This window comes from Gilvimarinus xylanilyticus (genome assembly GCF_024195295.1).
GTDB classification, from domain to species: Bacteria; Pseudomonadota; Gammaproteobacteria; order Pseudomonadales; family Cellvibrionaceae; genus Gilvimarinus; species Gilvimarinus xylanilyticus.
The window spans coordinates 323,678-342,540 of record NZ_JAMFTH010000004.1 but is presented as its reverse complement, the minus strand read 5'-3'; the positions used below and the strand labels follow the sequence as shown (position 1 = coordinate 342,540).

The following is an 18,863-nucleotide window of genomic DNA, read 5'->3' as shown; positions in this document are numbered from 1 at the left end:
CCAGCGTCCAGCGTCCAGCGTCCAGCGTCCAGCGTCCAGCGTCCAGCGTCCAGCGTCCAGCGTCCAGCGTCCAGCGTTCTTCATCCAAAGGTACCCCCGCCCCCCACACCTGCGGTATACTCGCGCGTTTAGTTTTCGACCCTCGGCAGGCTCTGGTTTAAGTGCATCTCATTCGCGGTTTACACAATCTGCGCGCGGAACATCGCGGTTCTGTGGCCACTATTGGCACCTTTGATGGGGTTCACCTGGGGCATCAGGCGATATTGCGCCAGCTGGCTGAGGCGGCGCGGCAGTTTCAGTTGCCCTCGGTGGTGATTCTGTTCGAGCCGCAGCCCCACGAGTATTTCGCCCGCGAAAAAGCGCCCGCCCGGTTGATGCGCCTGCGCGAAAAGCTGATCGCGCTGCAGCAGGCCGGGGTAGAGCGGGTGCTTTGCCTGCAGTTTAACGAGGCCTTGCGGAGTTTAAGCGCCGCCGAGTTTATCGATGTGGTGTTGTTGAACGGCCTGGACATTAAGCACCTAGTGGTGGGCGATGATTTTCGTTTTGGTTGCGACCGGCGCGGTGATTACACCTTGCTGGAGCAGGTGGGTGAGCAACAGGGCTTTTCGGTCACCGATACCTGCACCCTCACCATCGAGGATGAGCGCATCAGCAGCACCCGGATTCGCGAGCTGTTGGCGGCGGGGGATTTTGCCCGCGCCGAGGCCTACTTGGGCAGGCCATTTACCATTACCGGGCGCGTTGGCCATGGCAAAAAGCTGGGGCGCCAGATTGGGGTGCCCACAGCCAATTTGCGCTTAAAGCGCTTTCGCTCGCCATTATCGGGGGTGTTTGTGATTAGCGCGCAATTAAAAGGTGATACTTTTCACGGGGTCGCCAATGTGGGCGTAAAACCTACAGTGGCGGGTGATATTGAGCCGCTGCTGGAAGTTCACTTGTTTGATTTTGACCGCAATATTTACGGTGAGGCTCTGGCAATCCAGTTTCACGCCAAGCTCAGATACGAGCAAAAGTTTGCATCGGTAGATGCCTTAAAAGCACAATTGCAACAGGATATTCGCCGGGGGCGCGGCTTTTTCGCGGCCTTAACACAGATCGGGTAACAGACAACGACCATGAGTGACTACAAAGCAACTTTGAATTTGCCCCACACGCCCTTTGCCATGAAGGCAAACTTGGCGCAGCGCGAGCCCCAGATGCTTAAAGCCTGGGATAAAGCGGGCCTGTACCAGGCGATTCGCGAATCCCGCAAAGGGCGCAAGTCGTACATTTTGCACGATGGCCCTCCCTATGCGAATGGCGATATTCACATTGGTCACGCGGTCAACAAGATTCTTAAAGACATTATTGTTAAGAGCAAAACCCTGAGCGGATTTGACGCCCCCTATGTGCCCGGCTGGGACTGTCACGGTCTGCCTATTGAGCACAATGTCGAGAAAAAACACGGCAAGGCCGGGGTTAAGCTGGACGTTAAAGCGTTCCGCGAAAAATGTCGCGCCTATGCCGCGCGCCAGGTAGAGGGACAAAAGAAAGATTTTATTCGCCTGGGGGTGCTGGGCGAGTGGGATAACCCCTACCTCACCATGGATTACAAGTTCGAGGCGGATATTATTCGCGCCCTGGGCAAGATCGTTGAAAACGGCCACTTGCAGCGCGGCTTTAAACCCGTGTACTGGTCAGTGGTGGGCGGCTCGGCACTGGCCGAGGCCGAGGTGGAGTATCAGGACAAAACCTCGTTCAGTATCGACGTAAAATTTGCCTTTGTGGACCAGGGCGCCGCCAGTGCCGCGTTTGCTGAGTTGGCCGGAGAGGGCGACTTGGAAGTGGTTATCTGGACCACCACGCCCTGGACTCTGCCCGCCAACCAGGCGGTTAGCTTAAATGCCGAGCTGGATTATGTGGCGGTGCAAGTGGGCGATAAGCGTCTGGTGGTGGCCGAAGGCCTGCTGGAGTCGGTGATGAACCGCGCGGGCATCGAAGACTACAACATTGTCGGCCGCACTACCGGTGCCAAGCTTGAGCACCTGGTGCTGCAGCACCCGTTCTACGACCGTCGCGTACCCGTTATTTTGGGCGATCACGTCACCTTGGATGCCGGTACCGGCTGTGTACACACGGCGCCTGATCACGGCGCGGATGACTTTGCGGTGGGTAAAAATTACGGCATAGGCACGCTGAACTACATTGACGACAATGGCGTGTACCGGGATTTTGTCGAGGTGTTTGCCGGCGAGCATGTGTACAAGGTGGATGAAAAAGTCATCGATCTGTTAACCGAAAAAGGCGCGCTGTTTAATGCAGGCAAACTGACTCACAGCTTCCCTCACTGCTGGCGTACCAAAACCCCGTTGATTTTCCGTGCTACACCCCAGTGGTTTGTCAGCATGAGCAAGAACGATCTGCGCGGCGAAGTGGCCAAGTCGGTGGAGAATGTACAGTGGGTGCCCAACTGGGGCCGCGCGCGCATCGACTCCATGCTGGAATCCAGCCCCGACTGGTGTATCTCCCGTCAGCGTACCTGGGGTGTGCCCATCGCTTTGTTTGTGCACAAGCAAAGCGGCGAGCTGCACCCGCGAACTGCCGAGCTAATTGAGCAGGTGGCCCAAGCGGTAGAAAAAGACGGTATGGACGCCTGGTACGAGTTGGACGCCGCGCCGCTTTTGGGCAGCGATGCCGACGACTATGAAAAAGTCACCGACACCCTGGATGTTTGGTTTGACTCGGGCGTGACCCACCACGCGGTGCTGCGCCAGCGCGAAGGACTCAGCTATCCGGCGGATCTGTATCTTGAGGGCTCGGATCAGCACCGTGGCTGGTTTCAGTCGTCGCTCAAAACTGCCATGGCCATTAACGGCACCGCGCCATACAAAACCGTGCTGACTCACGGTTTTACCGTGGACGCCGACGGCCGCAAGATGTCCAAATCCATCGGCAACACCGTCTCGCCGCAAAAAGTGATGAACGATTTGGGCGCCGATGTGCTGCGCCTGTGGGTGGCGGCGACCGATTTCAGCTCGGAAATGAGCGTGTCCGACGAAATTTTAAAACGCACCGCCGATTCCTACCGTCGCATGCGCAATACCGCGCGCTTTATGCTGGCTAACCTCAACGGTTTTGACCCGGCAACGGATTTGGTCGAGGCGGATAAAATGATCGCCCTGGACCGCTGGATTGTGCGCCGCGCGGCGGCCCTGCAGCAAGAGCTGATCAGCGCTTACGATAGCTTTAGCTTGCACCAGATTTACCAAAAGCTGCATAACTTCTGTGTGGTGGAGCTGGGCGGTTTCTATCTGGATATCATCAAAGATCGCCAGTACACCACCAAGGCCGACTCTCTGCCGCGCCGCTCGGCGCAGACCGCGCTCTATCATTTAAGCGAGGCTTTTGTGCGCTGGATTGCGCCGATTTTGAGTTTTACCGCCGATGAAATGTGGCAGCAAATTCCCGGCGAGCGCACGGGCTTTGTCTTTACCGCCGAGTGGTACGAGCTGCCCGGTGGCGCCGACGACGAGCTGGGCGATGCCTTTTGGGAGCAAATTGCCGAGGTCAAAACCGCCGTTAACCGGGTGATGGAAGCCAAGCGTGGCGAAGGCGCCATTGGCGGTTCGTTGACCGCTGAGCTGACCCTGTACTGCGACGCCGAGTTAAAAGCGGCGCTGGAAAAAGTCGCCGACGAGCTGCGCTTTATTTTGATCAGCTCCACCGCGTCTTTGGCCGCATTGGATGACGCCCCGGCAGATGCCGTGGCCACGGATGTTGAAGGGTTAAAAGTGGGGGTAAGCAAATCTGAACAGCCCAAATGCGAGCGCTGCTGGCACCACCGCGCCGATGTTGGTGCTGTGGCATCGCACCCCGATATATGCCAGCGCTGTGTAGACAATATCGACGGCGCGGGTGAAGAGCGACACTATGCCTAATACACAAAGCACAGGGCTTAAACGATTCGCACACCCCTGGGGTTGGTTTTTACTGGCAGCGGTGGTGATTGTGTTAGATCAATGGTCGAAAGCCGCGGCTACGGCTGGTTTAACCTATGGTCGTCCGGTCGAAGTCACCTGGTTTTTTGACTTAACCCTGCTGCATAACCACGGCGCCGCCTTTAGCTTTTTAAGCGATGCCGGCGGCTGGCAGCGCTGGTTTTTTACCGGCATTGCGCTGTTTATGAGCATAGCCATTACGATTTGGCTGCTACGTATTGCCCGCGAACGCTGGCTTGAGGCCGCCGCTTTAGGCTTTGTGCTGGGCGGCGCCGTGGGTAACCTAATCGACCGCTTGCGTTTTGGTTATGTGGTGGATTTTATTTCCGTCCACTACAAAAACAGTTACTTTCCCGCGTTTAACCTCGCGGACTCCGCTATTTGTTTTGGGGCGTTTTTAATGATTGTGTATATGCTCTTTTTTCAGGATGACAGTGCGACAAAATCCGGGGAGCAAAACAATGCGTGAGTTAGCGATAGGGCCGGGAACCAAAGTTACCCTGCATTTCTCGCTGTCACTGCCCGACGGCGAAATGGTGGACTCGAACTTTGAAGGCTCGCCCGCCACTTTTACCGTGGGCGACGGGCAAATGTTGAAAGGGTTTGAGAAGGCACTTTACGGCCTGTGTGAAGGCGCGCGCGAAGAGTTCGTGATTCCGCCCGAGGACGGCTTTGGCGCGCACAACCCCAACAACTTACAAATTATCAGCCGCTCGGAGTTCGAGCCCGGGCTGGAGCTAAGCGAAGGTCTGATGCTTTCGTTTGCCGACGCCCAGAACGCCGAGCTGCCCGGTGTTGTCGTAGACTTTAACGATGACGAAGTCACCGTCGATTTTAACCACCCCCTGGCCGGGCGCGATATCGTCTTTAAAGTGGCGGTACTGGAAATCGAACCGGCGCAGGTACATTAATTCGTCCGACGTCGGGCGTCAGACGTCCGACGCGGTGTTGCAAAACCCGAAGGGTTTAAATATGCAAATCAAACTCGCTAACCCCCGCGGCTTTTGCGCCGGGGTGGACAGAGCCATCGATATCGTCAACCGGGCGCTGGATGTGTTCGGCTCGCCGATTTATGTGCGCCACGAGGTGGTGCACAACCGCTATGTGGTAGACGGCCTGCGCGAGCGCGGCGCGGTGTTTGTGGAAGAGCTGTCTGAGGTGCCCGACGATGTGATTGTGATTTTCAGTGCCCACGGTGTATCCCAGGCTGTGCGCAACGAGGCCGAGGCCCGTAAGCTGCAAGTGTTCGATGCCACCTGTCCGCTGGTGACCAAAGTGCATATGGAAGTCACCCGCTACTCCCGCGAGGGGCGCGAGTGCATCTTAATTGGCCACGAAGGCCACCCCGAGGTGGAAGGCACCATGGGCCAGTATGACGACAGCAATGGTGGCTGCATCTACCTGGTAGAAGACGAAGACGACGTCGCCGCGCTGGAGGTAAAAGACCCCACCCAGCTGGCCTATGTCACCCAGACTACTTTGTCCATGGACGACACCGCCAAAATTATCGAAGCGCTGCGGGCCAAGTTTCCCCACATTGAAGGCCCGCGCAAAGACGATATCTGCTACGCCACCACCAACCGCCAGGACGCCGTGCGCCAGCTGGCCCTGGAAAGCGACCTGGTGCTGGTAGTGGGCTCGCCCAACAGCTCCAACTCCAATCGCCTGCGCGAACTGGCTGAGCGCTGCGGCGCTGAGGCCTATCTGGTGGATGGCCCCGAACAAATTGCGGACGCCTGGCTGGCTGATAAGTATCAAGTGGGCATCACCGCCGGGGCATCGGCGCCCGAGGCCTTGGTGGAGCAGGTGATCGCGCACCTAAAAAGTAAAGGTGCAGTAAGTTCGCAAGAGGTGGAAGGTATCCCCGAGAATATTCGTTTTTCGCTGCCGAAAGAGTTACGTTGAGCGAGGACAATCAGCCTCGGGGGCGACTTCGCGACGAATACGCCCTCCCTTAGACAGTACCAGCGCATAGCCTTTGGGGTAGTCCTCGGTAGCGCAAACCGTAAGCGTGCCGGCTTGAAAAGCGCTGTGCTCCGAACCAGTCGCCCACTGGCTGGTGCCATTGCCGGTATAAGAAATATAAGACGATACCGGGCTATTGGCGTCCACATGAACCGAGTCACTCAATGGTCCGTGACGACGCAGCAGCCGCTCGCCGCCGTCCCGTTCGCCATCATGGTCGGCGTCAACAAATATAATCCAGCCATCATTCCACTGGCCTGTATGGGCCAGGGTAATGCGCCGGTTTTCTTTCACCGCGTGGCTGCGCGCAGTATGTGCGGCAAGTATGAGCTCTTCGGTGCTGGACTTTACCTTGAGCGACAGAATTAACGTCTGGAACGAGCTAATCGCAACTGTGGTAACAATAATGAGTACCACTAACGTGACTATCAGCTCAATCAGGGTGAAGCCCTGGTAAGGTTTCATTGTTCGCTTCCTCTGCTTTGGGGTGGTTATGCCACTCGCTCTTCCCTGTTGACCGCACATCAGCGATAGCTGGGCGTTTGACGGTGTTGTGTTAATCTTCAATGAGGGTAGTTGACACTAAATGGGTGGTCAAATAATGACCGCCTCGGTAAGGACGACAGCATATTCATGAAGAACAAAAAACAACCGAGATACTCGCCTGCGGCAGGCCGTCAGATGCAAAGCGGCTTTACCCTGATTGAGCTAATAATCGTGACGGTCGTACTGGTTATCCTCGGCGCAATTGCGGCGCCTAATTTTCGCGACTTGATTGTCAATCATCAATCCCAGTCGCTCGGGGAGGACCTTCGCAATGCGGTTCAGGTAGCGCGCTCCGAGGCAGTCAAGCGCGGCGAGTTTGTCTCTGTCTGCGCCTCTAAGTCGGGCACGGCCTGCGACGGCAACTGGTCGGATGGCGTTATTGTAGTCGTCGATAGCGCCAGCAGTCCTACCGCCAGCTCAGTGACGATTAATAACGCCGGTACCGATGTCCTGCGCTTTCTGGAGTGGGGTAGCGATGGCGCCAGTGTAACGGGGCCCAGTTTGCTGCGTTATCAGGGGCTGGGCACCCTGGCCGATGTCGGCACCTTGCCCGCAACGATTACAGCTTATGTCACGGGCTGTACCGGAAAGGGTGCAACCGAAATTACCGTGGGTTTATCCGGCATGGTAGAAAGCAAGCAAACGGCTTGCACCTCGTCGTAACGCAAAGGGATGAAATAGACGATGAAGCACACATTTCAAAAAGGTATGGGGTTAATCGAGGTGCTGGTCACTGTGGTGTTACTGGCAACGGCCCTGTTAGCACTGGCCGCACTGCAAACCCGTTCACTGCAGTATAACAGTAGCGCCTACTTGCGATCGCAGGCCAATATTATCGCCTATGACCTAATGGAGCAGGTGCGCATCAGCAGCTCTATGTCGGGCGCGCCTACCACCCCATCCGAGGCTGACCGCAAGGCATTGGTAGCCGATTTACCCGAAGGTAAGGCCGACGTTTCCTGCGACGGGCGGGTGTGCACGGTTTCTATTACCTGGACCGAGCCCACTCTGGATAAAGGTGAGGGCACCAATGAAAAATCTACCTTTAGCTACCAGACGCGGGTGTAAGCATGAAGCATAACCAACAGGGCCTGTCGCTCGTAGAACTGATGATCGCTATCACCCTGGGCATTGTTTTAATGACCGGTGTGGTGCAAACATTCCTATCCAGTAAAACCGTATTCAGCACCCAAAAGGGTGTGTCCCGGGTGCAGGAGACCGGCCGCCTGGGTATGGAATTTCTCGCCCGGGATATTCGCGAGGCGGGCTACATGGGGTGTTTAAGCCGTACGGGGATTAACTACACCAGTACCCTTAACGACCCCGATGACTATGAGATAGATTTTGAGGTTGGAATAGAGGCCTCTAGTGCTGCGCCGGTGAGTTTAGAGCACACACCTATAAGCCCTGTGCTTACCTTGCGCTCGGCGGCCGGAGGTGGTGTCGGAATCGCAAAGAATAACAACAGCGGCAATCTGGTGGCGATTAATACCGGTGCGACAGGCAACGGCTGCTTTAGCGGGTTGTGTCCCGACGACATTTTGATTATTACCGATTGCTCGAAAGCGCGCGTATTTCAGGCGACTAACTTAAAAACCAACAGCCACGGTGTGCTTGTAGTGCATGCCGCCAGTGGTACGCCGGGTAACAAACCGCCTGCCTCGTGGGGTGGTAATAACGCCGATGACACCTTCGACAAAGGCTCGGAAATTATCAAAATTCGCACCCGCATGTACTACGTAGCCGATGCTGACCCATCCGACGATAACGTCCGTCCCGGGCTCTTTATGAAAGAGGGCTTTAATCCCTCGGTAGAGCTTTTAAAAAACGTCGAAAATATGCACCTGGAGTTTGGGGTTGACACCAATTTTGATGGCCGGGTAGACAATTTTGTTGCCTTAGAACAAGTGGCTACAGTGGCCAGCTGGGCAGACGTTGCCGCCGTTAAGGTAGAACTACTGGTGGGCAGTAGTGAAGACAATGTCAGCCCCGACCCCCGCCAATATGAGTTTGCAGGTAAAACCGTTACCTCGGCCGACAATCGTATTCGCCAGGTATTTACCAGTACCGTGGGCATTCGCTCGCGCTTAAATTAATAGGTTTGCCGTATGAAACAAAAAGCAATGATGTCTTTTAATAAGCAGTCCGGCGTTACCTTAATTGTCGGTTTAATTATGGTGCTGCTGTTAACCATTATCGGTTTGGCGGCCATTCGCGGCAGTAATATGCAAGAAATGATGGCCGGTAACGCCCGCGACCGCCATGTGGCCTTTGAAGCCGCCGAGGCCGCCCTGCGAGACGGTGAGTCTAACTTGGCGGATGGCCACACCTCTATTGACGATGAGATTGCTAATAATACAACAGGCTTTTACGAAGGGGTTGATACCCCCAGCCGCTATTACTGGTTAGGTAAAGACGCAGGCGGTGCCTTTACCCCGTTCGATTGGGATACTGAAGCTGCCACCTATGGCGGCACGCTCGAAAATGTGAATGAACAGCCTAAATACGCGGTAGAAAAGCTGGACTACCTGGAGCCTGGCATGGACGGCAGTGCCGCCGGTTTTATGTCGGTGCAGGAGCAAGAGTCCAGGGTGATGTTCCGCGTTACCGCACGCGGCGAAGGCGCTAACGAAAACACGGTGGTGGTTTTACAAACCACTTATCGCTAATTCCTCGGGAAGGGGGAGATACCATGAATCGTTTTATTGAAAAAATTGTAGGGTTAAAAAAAGCAGGCGTTGCGGCCTCGGTGGGGCTGTTGGCGCTGGCAACCAGCCACAGTGTTACGGCGGTTAACTTGGCGCAGTCGCCATTGTTTATGAAAAAGCCTGTTACCCCAATCATGATGCTGAATCTCTCTAATGATCATCAGTTGTACTTTGAACTTTATGATGATTATTCCGATTTGGATGGCGATCTTCCGGGCGGCGATGATGCTCCTGAAACAACTTATAAAAATAGTTTCACCTACTATGGCTATTTTAATAGCGATTATTGCTACAACTATACCAGTGGTGAATTTCGTCGTTCGAGCAAAGCAAGCAACCATCAATGTAGCGGTCAGTGGAGTGGTAACTTTCTCAACTGGGCTACGATGACTCGAATTGATGCTGTGCGCAAATTACTTTATGGGGGTAAGCGTTTTGTGGATGAAGCAGGCCGAACAGTGCTGGAGCGTGCTTATATTCCTCCGGATGCTCATGCTTTTGCCAAATTTTATGACGGCGACGATTTAGGTAGCTACATTCCACTTAATATGGATGAGGTGACCATTTGTAACGTCAGTTTAAGTGATAATGGCGCACCAAAAATGCGTGTCGTAAGCGGTAACTATTCCCTATGGGCCGCAGGTGAACGTTTGCAGTGTATTCTCAGCGGCGATATACCAGAACTGGGTTGGAATGATACCTGGGGAACCAATGGCAATGACCCGGATGCAAAAGGTGCACTGATAAAAGCTAAGTCAGACAGCCCTGCAAGTTCTGCTGATTACAATGTCCGAGTAGAAGTGTGCGCCGGCGAGGTAGATGAAAATAATTTGGAACGGTGTCAAGCCTATGGTTCAAGTGTTAAACCGACCGGGGTGCTAAATGCTTACGGAGAAGACGATTCTATTCACTTTGGTTTGATGACTGGGTCCTATAAAAAGAACAAATCAGGGGGGGTGCTGCGCAAGCAAGCAGTTAGTTTTACTAATGAAATCAATACCGATAACGGTAAGCACACGAGGGTTATTCCCGGCATTATTTCCTCTATCGATGCTTTACGGATATATGAGTATCCAAATAATCGTAACAGCGGGGGCAACACTGGCATTTACAATAACTGCGGCGCTTCCTGGAATTATCAACGTAACGATAGGTTCAACAATGGCCAGTGTGTGAACTGGGGTAACCCCCAATCAGAACTATATTATGAGTCTTTAAGGTACTTGGCGGGCAATAATAACTCAGCGTTGTTTAGTGCGAATGATACGGATTTTCATTCTGCGCTAGCTGAGGACGACTGGAATGACCCAGTTGCGGATGCAAACTCCTGTGCACCTTTGGCGGTATTGCAGTTTAATGCCTCGACGAGTTCTTACGATGGCGATGATATCACCAACACTAGCAGTATTGGTTTGACTAGTGTCGATACCGTAACTGATACAGTAGGGGCGGTGGAAGTTGGAGCCGGTAACTATTTTGTAGGTGAGAGCGGGTCGGATAACAACCAGCTGTGTACGCCAAAGTCGATTGCAAAGTTATCGGCAGTACGAGGAACCTGTCCCGATGCTCCACGTTTGGAGGGTAGTTATTATATGGCGGGGCTGGCTTATCATGCGCTTACAGAAGGGATTGCCGATGACCGGGAGAGAGTAATCACCTATGGGGTAGCACTTGCTCCACCTGTCCCCGAAATCAATATTAGCACCGCTAAAGGTGACGTGACCATTTTGCCCGCATGTCGAGATTATCGTAAAAATGGTACACAGGAATGGGATGCTCAATTTACATACTCGAACTGTGCCCTGGTGGATTTTAAGGTGATTGAATATACAGGTACTACGGGTAAGTACTTGGTGAACTGGGAGGATTCTGAACAAGGTGGTGACTTTGACCAAGACTTATGGGGTTATATAGGCTTTGAGGTCGATGGTGATACTCTTAAGGTCACTACGGATGTCCAGGGGCAGTCTACAGGTGACGATATGGGGTTCGGTTATGTTATATCCGGGACTGAAAGAGAGGGTTTTCACGTATACTCGGGTATTAACGGTTATACCGGTGAAGGCTGTGAGAATTGCGTGAGAAGTGATAATGCGCACACAGAGCCGTTCTCTATTGGTTCCAGCTCGGGAGCGGCAAAAGTGTTAGAGCAGCCTTTGTATTACGCTGCCAAATGGGGTGGGTTCGACTATGATCCTAACGACTCTCAAACACAAAAACCTGCCGCCGATGAAGAGCCTAGCAATTATTACATGGCTGTTCGTCCTCAAGAGCTGGAATCGGCATTAACCCGAATCTTTGGCGGTTTGGCAGATATGGCGGGCGCTCGCGCTTCTATTTCTACAAACTCTACTCGATTGCAAAACAATAGTATGGTTTTTCAGTCGTTGTTTAACTCTAACGGTTGGTGGGGCGATGTAAGGGCAACGTCATTGACTGAAGATGGAGATATCGGCGGTGTGGCTTGGGAGGCATCAAAGATGTTGCCAGAGCCTGATAAAAGAGAAATTTTGACTTACAACGGCTCTACATTGGTGGATTTTACTTGGTCCAACTTAAACAGCCAGCAAAAGGAAGCACTTAAAGATGGAGATGATAGTACGGTAGGGGCTTTACGTGTTGATTGGTTGCGCGGCGAAAACCCTCCTAACGCGGCGCTTCGTCAGCGTAAAGCGGGAGAGGATGACGACGAGTTCTCCGCTGTTGGTGACGTTTCTGTTATTGGAGATATCGTCGATTCAGACCCGGTGTTTTTTGGCGATAAAGATTATCGCTATGGCAAATTAAGTAACCATGGTGGCAGTAGTTATGGCACTTATGTGAAGGCCAAAAAAGAAAAAACGCCCATTGTTTACGTACAGGCCAACGACGGTAAGCTGCACGCGTTTAACGCGAATACCGGGGCTGAGGTTTTTGCTTTTGTGCCGCCCGGTGTATACGATAAATTAGCTGAAATTACTCGCCCGGATTATGGAAAGTATGGAAGCTCGCATATCTATACTGCTAATGGACAAGTTACGGTGGGCGATGTCTACCTCGGTAATAGCTGGCGCACTTATTTGGTGGCAGCTTATGGGGAAGGTGCCGAGGGGATATATGTGCTTGATGTCACTGATCCTGCTAACCCAAGTTATGTAGGCAGCTTAGATACGTCGGATATCGGCCATGTATTAGGTAAAGCAGCTATTGTGCCTTTACCGGGTGGTTCTGATTGGGCCATTGTATTTGGTAATGGCTACCATACGTCGGGTGTACACAGCGCCAAGCTGATTGCCGTAGAGCTTAACAATGGCTCGTTGGGAGATGTAACGGTGTTTGATACCGGTGCCAGCGGCGATAACGGCCTAGCTGAGCCCGAGTTTTCGATGAACGGTGATGGTACTGTTGACAAGGCCTACGCAGGTGATCTGCTGGGTAACATGTGGCGCTTTGATATGAGCCAAGTAGGTGCGAAAAACACCAATAAAGCTATTAGTAAATTATTTGATACAGGGGGGCAGCCCATTACCGCGCCACCAACAGTGGGGCTAAATCCAGAGAAACGTATTGATAGTATTGCCACTACCATGGTCTATTTTGGTACTGGACGCTATCTTACCGATAGTGATATATCCACCTCTAATACCAATAGTTTTTACGCTGTAGCAGATACCGGAGAAACAGTAGAGCCTGACGATTTGGTTCAAAATAGTGTGAGCGGTTCTAACGGTATTCGTATTGTAAAAGAGGCTCAGGCTGGCGATAACGTAAGCGGCTTTAACGTTGACGGTGGGGCGAACGATTTCAATTGGGCTGATGAGGACACCCACGGTTGGTATATTAATTTTCCCATTGCGGGAGAGCGGGTGACCGACAAGTCCAATTTAATCTTTGATAGATTAATCTTTCCTACGATTGTTCCTACCGAAAATGCTTGTGATTATGGCGGTAAAAGTTGGATTATGGATTTAACGGCTATCGGTACTTTTTACCGAGGCAACGAACCTATGCTGGATAATCAGGGTATGGAGAGTGATTCGTTATCCAGTCTATCGGAATATATTCATATTGGCGGAGATGGCGGTACGTTTATAAAACAAGACAGTGACGGTACTCTTGCTCCGATTCCTGCTCCTCCGCCTGCAGGAGCTATGGGCCGTCAATCCTGGCGCCAGATGCAATAAGGAAATTACTATGAATAACAAACAACATGGGTTTTCGTTAATCGAGTTGATGATTGTGGTGATCATCATCGGAATTTTGGGCTCTATTGCCTATCCGTCGTACCTGGATCATGTGCGGCGGGGCAATCGTACCGATGCGCAAGCGGCGCTCAGTGATGCGGCGCAGCAGATGGAGCGTTGCCGCAGCTCGGCCGGTACCTTTACCGGTTGCAGTGCTTTGGGTACCTACGATTCGCCGGAGGGTTTTTATGAAGTTGAAGTGGTAACTTCTGGCGGAGGTGTAGGCTTTACCGCGACGGCGAAGGCGAAAAAAGCTCCGCAAACTGGCGACTCGGGCTGTACTTCTTTAACCCTTGACCATGTCGGCAAGCGAACACCCACTAGTGGCGATTGCTGGTAAATTATGATTTCAGGCCCGCCTTTGCGGGTCTTATTCTTTATCCAATCCCAATTTTTGCAGCCGATAGCGCAGTGAACGAAACGTAATGCCCAGCTTTTTAGCCGTCTGAGTTTTGTTGAATCGGCAAGATTCCAGAGTGTTGCACAGAATTTCCCGTTCTATCTCTTCCAGATAATCATCCAGCGAGCTGTGTTCTAAGCAGCGCTGGTAATAGTCGGGTGCGCCACCATTATTGCCGTGTTGCGCTGCGGGTGAAGGGGCTGACTCGGGCAGGTGCAGATCATCGGTACCAATGGAGTCTGATTCGCACAGGGTGAAGGCGCGCTCCAGAATGTTTTCCAGCTCGCGGACATTACCGGGGAATGAGTAGGCGGTTAGAGTGTCTAGCGCTTTAGGCGAAAGTGTTGGGGTAGGCATTCCGGCGGAAGACGCGATCTTTTGCAGTAGCTGGTTGGCCAGTGGCGGAATATCTTCACGGCGGTGGCGAAGGGCGGGTACATTTAGTTGAATCACATTTAGGCGGTAGAACAAATCTTGCCGGAAGCGGCCTTCGGTGACCTCTTGCTCCAGGTTCTTGTGGGTCGCGCACAGAATGCGCACATCGGTTTTGACCTCGCCAGTGGCGCCCACCGGACGCACGGACTTTTCCTGAATCGCACGTAACAACTTTACCTGCATGTCCAATGGCAAGTCGGCCACTTCATCAAAAAATAAGGTTCCGCCCTGAGCGGCTTTAAACAAACCGGGTTTGTCCTGATGGGCGCCCGTAAAACTGCCTTTAACATGGCCGAAAAGCTCGCTCTCAAGTAGTTCGCGGGGAATGGCACCGCAGTTTACCGCTATGAACGGATGATGCAGGCGCGGACTCAGGTGATGGATGGAGCGAGCTACTAACTCTTTGCCCGCGCCGGATTCGCCGCTGATGTAAACCGGCGCCTGGGACCGCGCCAGTTTGCGAATGCTGTTGCTCAGCTTTTGCATGACCGCCGACTCGCCGATTAAGCGTGGGTCGTTATTATCGTTTTCTACCGCAATTTGCGTGGTTTGTATGGCGCTGTTGACCAGCTGACGTAAAGTGTTTAAGTCCACGGGCTTCGAGATAAAATCAAACGCACCTGCCTTCATCGATTCAATCGCCACGTCCACATTGCCGTGGGCGGTAATAACCGCGACAGGTAGGCGTGGATGGTGCTGTTGAATATATTCCACAATCTCCAAGCCGTTACCATCGGGCAGCTTCATATCCGTCAGGCAAATAGAAAAGTCTGTTTCTTGTAGCAGCTTTTTTGCCCGTGCGACGGATTCCACGCTGAAGGTTTCAATCTGCATGCGCCCCAAGGTGATTTCCAGCAGTTCGCGGATATCGGGTTCATCGTCAATGACAAGGGCAGTAATAGTCTCGCTCATTTTTGTACCTTATCGGGGTGGGCAAATTGAAGGGTAAAACAGCTGGGTTGTTCTTCGTCGCAAAGGTAATCAATATACGCTTGGTTGGCTTCACACAACTCTTTGCAGATAAACAAACCCAGGCCAGAGCCCTGGCTTTCGGTGGTAAAAAAAGGCTCGAAAATATGGCGTTGGTTTTCGGGCGCAATGCCGGGGCCATTGTCTATAACTTTTAAAAACGGGGTATCGCGTCGGGGTTCAATACCCAGCTCGATGCGCACAGGAGGTTCATGCATTGAGTTGTCAGTATAGCGCAATGCGTTGCTGATCAAGTTGGACAGTATTTGCTGTAGTTGGGAGGGGTCGAAGCGCGCATAGATCGAGGGCGTCTGAGATTGCAAAGATACCTGTGACGCTTGTTCGCAGTCGCCGGATAAAAACTCCCGCATAAATGCGTTCAGCTCTAGGGTTGCGGGTTCGGCTGGGCGGCGGCGCGAGACGTGCAGAATATTCTCGATAATCTGATTAACCCGTTGAGTTTGATGGCTGATGATTTCCAGCAGCCGGCTGTCGGCAGGATTAATGTCGGGAGATTCACCCAGCAGCTGGGAGGCATGAGAAATGGCACTAAGCGGATTGCGAATTTCGTGGGCAATACTAGCGGTAAGTCTACCGAGTGAGGCCAGTTTTAACTGTTGGGCCTGCTGCGCAATGGCGCGGTTATCTTCAATAAATACCAGCGTGTCTTCGTCCTTACCCAGTTCTAGGTTTGCCAGGCTGACTTTAAGTTCCGTGGTGTTACCCGCCGACGGGGGAATAATTTGATTGCCCGTATGAGGGTCGTGCGAGCCGCGCCACTGCTGTAGCTGAGATTGAATGGCCGGTAGTTGATCCAGCTTTAACGTTAGATCCTGATTGGAGCCCAGGCCTAGAAATGACTGTGCCGCTTCGTTGATCAGTTCAATATCATCGTTTTTATTTAGCACGATAATACCGGTGCGCATCCGCTCGACGATCAAGCGCGCCAGTTTTTGCAGGTGCGCAATATGCTCGGTCTGGGCTTTAAGCTCGGCGGTGCTAATCTGAATTTTTTTGGTCAGGTACTGAAAGGTGTAGGCGGTAATAAAAATTAACGCCCCCAGTGAGCCGGCCACAAACAATGACTTGGTGTCTATGCCGGTCGCTGCGTGGTGTGCCACACTCTCCCCGATTAGCAGCAGGGTGGCCAGGGCTGCGGTAAAGATGGCGAGCTGGGTGGGCAGTAGCATGCCCGCCGCCGCCACCGAGACTATCATTAGGTAACCCAAACCGCTGGTGGCCCCGCCGCTGGCAAACATCAGTAGGGTAATGGCGAAAATGTCCAGCAGTATGGCGCTGAGCTTTTGCTGCAAACTCGGAGGCTGATGGTTGAACCATAAACCCACCAGCTGCAGAGTGTTTAAGATCGTGTAACCCCAAGCGGTGTAAAAGAAAACATTTTCGTGCTCGCTGCCCAGCAGGTTGGTCAGCGCATGACTTTCAAAAATAAGCAGCAATAATGCGCCCAGAAAAACCCGGTAGTAGGTGTAAACACGCAACAGCTGGTAGGGGTCGTAACCTTGTTCTAATGTAATCGGCCTGGGTTTCATGCGTAACCTGGTTTAATGCATAACATGGGCATTCGCTCGCGCCTTGCGGGACAAGGCATTGTACAACATAGCCGCGCGGTTGCTACTTTGCTTAATTGCGCGCGATAGCGGAAAATACGCGTAAGTTTGAACGAAGAGATGTCCCAATGGAAAACTTGGTTGTTGGATCCGCGCAAATAAATCTGCTGGTAGGCGATATTCCCGGAAACACACAAAAAGTACTCGATATTGCCCGCCAGGCGATGTCTGAGTGTAAGCCCCACGCACTGGTCTTTCCCGAGCTGACCTTGACCGGCTACCCCCCCGAAGATCTACTGTTGCGCCCAAGTTTGCAGTTGCGTATCGAACGTGCTCTGGGCGAGCTGAAAGCAGCTAACCTGCCGTTGGCTTTGGTCGTGGGCTACCCCAAGGTGGTTGCGGGTCGGGTATTTAATATGGCCGGGGTGATCGAGCAGGGCGAGCTGAAAGTTGAGTACGCCAAGCAATCGCTGCCCAATTATCAGGTGTTTGATGAGGTGCGCTATTTCGTGCCCGGCGATGCTCCTTGTGTGTTTGATTTAAACGGCACGCCCACCGCTCTGACCATTTGCGAGGATATCTGGCAAAGCGAGCCCATGCTTCAGGCGCGGGATGCCGGTGCGCGCCTAATGCTTAATTTAAATGCCTCGCCCTTTCATCAGGGCAAGGCGCAAGAGCGCGAGCAACTGCTGGCTCGCCGGGCGGCTGAGGGGGGCATGCCCATTGTCTATACCAATTTAGTAGGCGGACAGGATGAGCTGGTGTTTGACGGTGGCTCGATGGCTGTTGATCAACAAAGTAAGGTCTGCCAGCGCTCGCCCGAATTTGCCGAGGCGATTAGTTACAGCACGTTTATTCGCGAAGGCGACACGCTTACCCTGGCGCCGCAAGCATTGGCGCCGCAAGCCTCTAAGTTGGACGCGGTGTATCAGGCGCTGGTGTTGGGCCTGCGCGATTACGTCAATAAAAACGGGTTTCGCGGGGTGGTGCTGGGCTTGTCGGGGGGGATCGATTCGGCCCTTACCCTGGCGCTAGCCGTCGAGGCCTTGGGCCCCGAGCGGGTTGAAGCGGTAATGATGCCGTTTCGCTACACCTCAGATTTAAGTAAAAACGACGCCGCCGCCCAGGCCCAAACCCTGGGTGTGCGTTACCAGTCCATCAGTATCGAGCCCATGTACGAGGCATTTATGGGTGCCCTGGCCGACGAATTTGCCGGTTTAAACGTTGATACCACCGAAGAGAACCTGCAGGCGCGCTGTCGCGGCGTGCTGCTTATGGCCATTTCCAACAAAAAAGGCTATCTGGTGCTTACCACCGGCAACAAAAGCGAGCTGGCGGTGGGCTACTCCACCCTTTACGGCGATATGGCCGGGGGGTTCGACGCCCTTAAAGATGTGCCCAAAACCCTGGTGTTTGAGCTGGCCCGCCACTGCAACCGCAATGGCGAGATTATTCCCGAAAGCGTTATCACTCGCCCGCCTTCGGCCGAGTTGGCCCCGGATCAGAAAGACGAGGACTCGCTGCCGCCCTACGAGGTGCTGGACGAGATTCTCGCGCTGTATGTAGAGCGCGACTACAGCGCTGATCAGATTATCAAGGAAGGCTTTAACGCCGAGGATGTGCAGCGGGTGGTACGGTTGGTGGATATCAACGAATACAAACGCCGCCAAAGTCCCATTGGGCCGCGTATTACCACCCGTGGGTTTGGCCGCGATAGGCGTTACCCGATTACCTCGGGGTGGAAGGCGGGGGAGTAAGGGTATGCCAAAGGCATAACTCTTTTTCTGGGTCCCCGGTCGTGGCCGGGGATGACGGTGCGGGGAATAAACATCTGTAAGGCGCTTTGGTGCGGCCGTGGTGGCGGTGCCGGGAATATAACGTCTGCAGGGGCTTTGGTCTTGGCTTCGCATTTTTATTGTCATTCCCTCGAATGAGGGAATCCAGAGAAACAGCCACCTGCGGTGAGCCTTTGTGTTTAGCCGCTTAAGGGCGACCGCCAGGCGTTGCTTGGTGGGGGCACAGGTGTTTCTGAGTCGGTTGTCTGCATTGCCAGCGCCCACAAAAAACGGCGC

The 18,863-nt window shown here is 53.3% G+C and carries 15 protein-coding genes; 12 read left to right on the top strand and 3 right to left on the bottom strand.

Features of this window, described 5'->3' with window-relative positions:
* Nucleotides 1-161: 161 nt before the first annotated feature.
* The 5 genes from ribF (at nucleotide 162) to ispH (ending at nucleotide 5,882) form a co-directional block, all read left to right on the top strand.
* The gene (gene ribF, locus M6D89_RS13575) at nucleotides 162-1,103 is read left to right on the top strand and encodes a bifunctional riboflavin kinase/FAD synthetase (RefSeq protein ID WP_253968618.1); all 942 of its coding nucleotides are present in this window, start codon (nucleotides 162-164) and stop codon (nucleotides 1,101-1,103) included.
* A gap of 12 nt (nucleotides 1,104-1,115) precedes the next feature.
* Entirely contained in the window at nucleotides 1,116-3,917 is a 2,802-nt protein-coding gene (gene ileS / locus M6D89_RS13570) for an isoleucine--tRNA ligase (RefSeq protein WP_253968617.1), read from the top strand.
* A complete protein-coding gene (gene lspA, locus M6D89_RS13565) occupies nucleotides 3,910-4,446 on the top strand; it encodes a signal peptidase II (protein WP_253968616.1) in 537 nt (178 codons plus the stop codon). The genes ileS and lspA overlap by 8 nt, the downstream gene beginning before the upstream one ends.
* On the top strand, nucleotides 4,439-4,888 hold the full coding sequence (locus M6D89_RS13560) for an FKBP-type peptidyl-prolyl cis-trans isomerase (RefSeq protein ID WP_253968615.1): 450 nt from the start codon (nucleotides 4,439-4,441) through the stop codon (nucleotides 4,886-4,888). The genes lspA and M6D89_RS13560 overlap by 8 nt, the downstream gene beginning before the upstream one ends.
* Before the next feature lie 61 nt (nucleotides 4,889-4,949).
* A complete protein-coding gene (ispH, locus tag M6D89_RS13555; RefSeq protein WP_253968614.1) occupies nucleotides 4,950-5,882 on the top strand; it encodes a 4-hydroxy-3-methylbut-2-enyl diphosphate reductase in 933 nt (310 codons plus the stop codon).
* Here ispH and M6D89_RS13550 read toward each other — a convergent pair.
* The gene (locus tag M6D89_RS13550) at nucleotides 5,874-6,407 is read right to left on the bottom strand and encodes a GspH/FimT family pseudopilin (RefSeq protein ID WP_253968613.1); all 534 of its coding nucleotides are present in this window, start codon (nucleotides 6,405-6,407) and stop codon (nucleotides 5,874-5,876) included. The genes ispH and M6D89_RS13550 overlap by 9 nt on opposite strands.
* 168 nt (nucleotides 6,408-6,575) lie before the next feature.
* Between M6D89_RS13550 and M6D89_RS13545 the strand changes: the two genes are divergently transcribed.
* From M6D89_RS13545 to M6D89_RS13515, 6 genes are read left to right on the top strand one after another with little or no spacing between them, the layout of a single operon-like run.
* Nucleotides 6,576-7,151 (top strand): GspH/FimT family pseudopilin, encoded by a 576-nt coding sequence (locus M6D89_RS13545; protein ID WP_253968612.1) that lies wholly within the window; start codon nucleotides 6,576-6,578, stop codon nucleotides 7,149-7,151.
* Nucleotides 7,152-7,172: 21 nt separating this feature from the next.
* Nucleotides 7,173-7,556, top strand: a complete 384-nt coding sequence (gene pilV / locus M6D89_RS13540; protein WP_253968611.1) for a type IV pilus modification protein PilV — start codon at nucleotides 7,173-7,175, stop codon at nucleotides 7,554-7,556.
* Between the two features lie 2 nt (nucleotides 7,557-7,558).
* Nucleotides 7,559-8,584, top strand: a complete 1,026-nt coding sequence (locus M6D89_RS13535) for a PilW family protein (protein WP_253968610.1) — start codon at nucleotides 7,559-7,561, stop codon at nucleotides 8,582-8,584.
* 12 nt (nucleotides 8,585-8,596) lie between these two features.
* Complete coding sequence (locus tag M6D89_RS13530) at nucleotides 8,597-9,157, top strand: pilus assembly PilX family protein (protein WP_253968609.1); 561 nt, start codon at nucleotides 8,597-8,599, stop codon at nucleotides 9,155-9,157.
* Nucleotides 9,158-9,180: 23 nt separating this feature from the next.
* Nucleotides 9,181-13,359 (top strand): pilus assembly protein, encoded by a 4,179-nt coding sequence (locus tag M6D89_RS13525; protein ID WP_253968608.1) that lies wholly within the window; start codon nucleotides 9,181-9,183, stop codon nucleotides 13,357-13,359.
* Nucleotides 13,360-13,369: 10 nt separating this feature from the next.
* Nucleotides 13,370-13,759, top strand: coding sequence for a type IV pilin protein (locus tag M6D89_RS13515; RefSeq protein ID WP_272496041.1), 390 nt, complete (start codon nucleotides 13,370-13,372; stop codon nucleotides 13,757-13,759).
* A gap of 30 nt (nucleotides 13,760-13,789) precedes the next feature.
* Here M6D89_RS13515 and M6D89_RS13510 read toward each other — a convergent pair whose 3' ends face one another.
* Together M6D89_RS13510 and M6D89_RS13505 are read right to left on the bottom strand one after the other, a co-directional pair.
* A complete protein-coding gene (locus tag M6D89_RS13510) occupies nucleotides 13,790-15,166 on the bottom strand; it encodes a sigma-54-dependent transcriptional regulator (RefSeq protein ID WP_253968607.1) in 1,377 nt (458 codons plus the stop codon).
* Nucleotides 15,163-16,773 carry an ATP-binding protein gene (locus tag M6D89_RS13505; protein ID WP_253968606.1) on the bottom strand — a complete coding sequence of 537 codons (1,611 nt, stop codon included), beginning with the start codon at nucleotides 16,771-16,773 and terminating at the stop codon, nucleotides 15,163-15,165. Before M6D89_RS13505 ends, M6D89_RS13510 begins: the two co-directional genes overlap by 4 nt.
* 146 nt (nucleotides 16,774-16,919) lie before the next feature.
* Here M6D89_RS13505 and M6D89_RS13500 point away from each other — a divergent pair, with 146 nt between their 5' ends.
* On the top strand, nucleotides 16,920-18,548 hold the full coding sequence (locus M6D89_RS13500; RefSeq protein ID WP_253968605.1) for an NAD+ synthase: 1,629 nt from the start codon (nucleotides 16,920-16,922) through the stop codon (nucleotides 18,546-18,548).
* Nucleotides 18,549-18,863 lie beyond the last annotated feature (315 nt).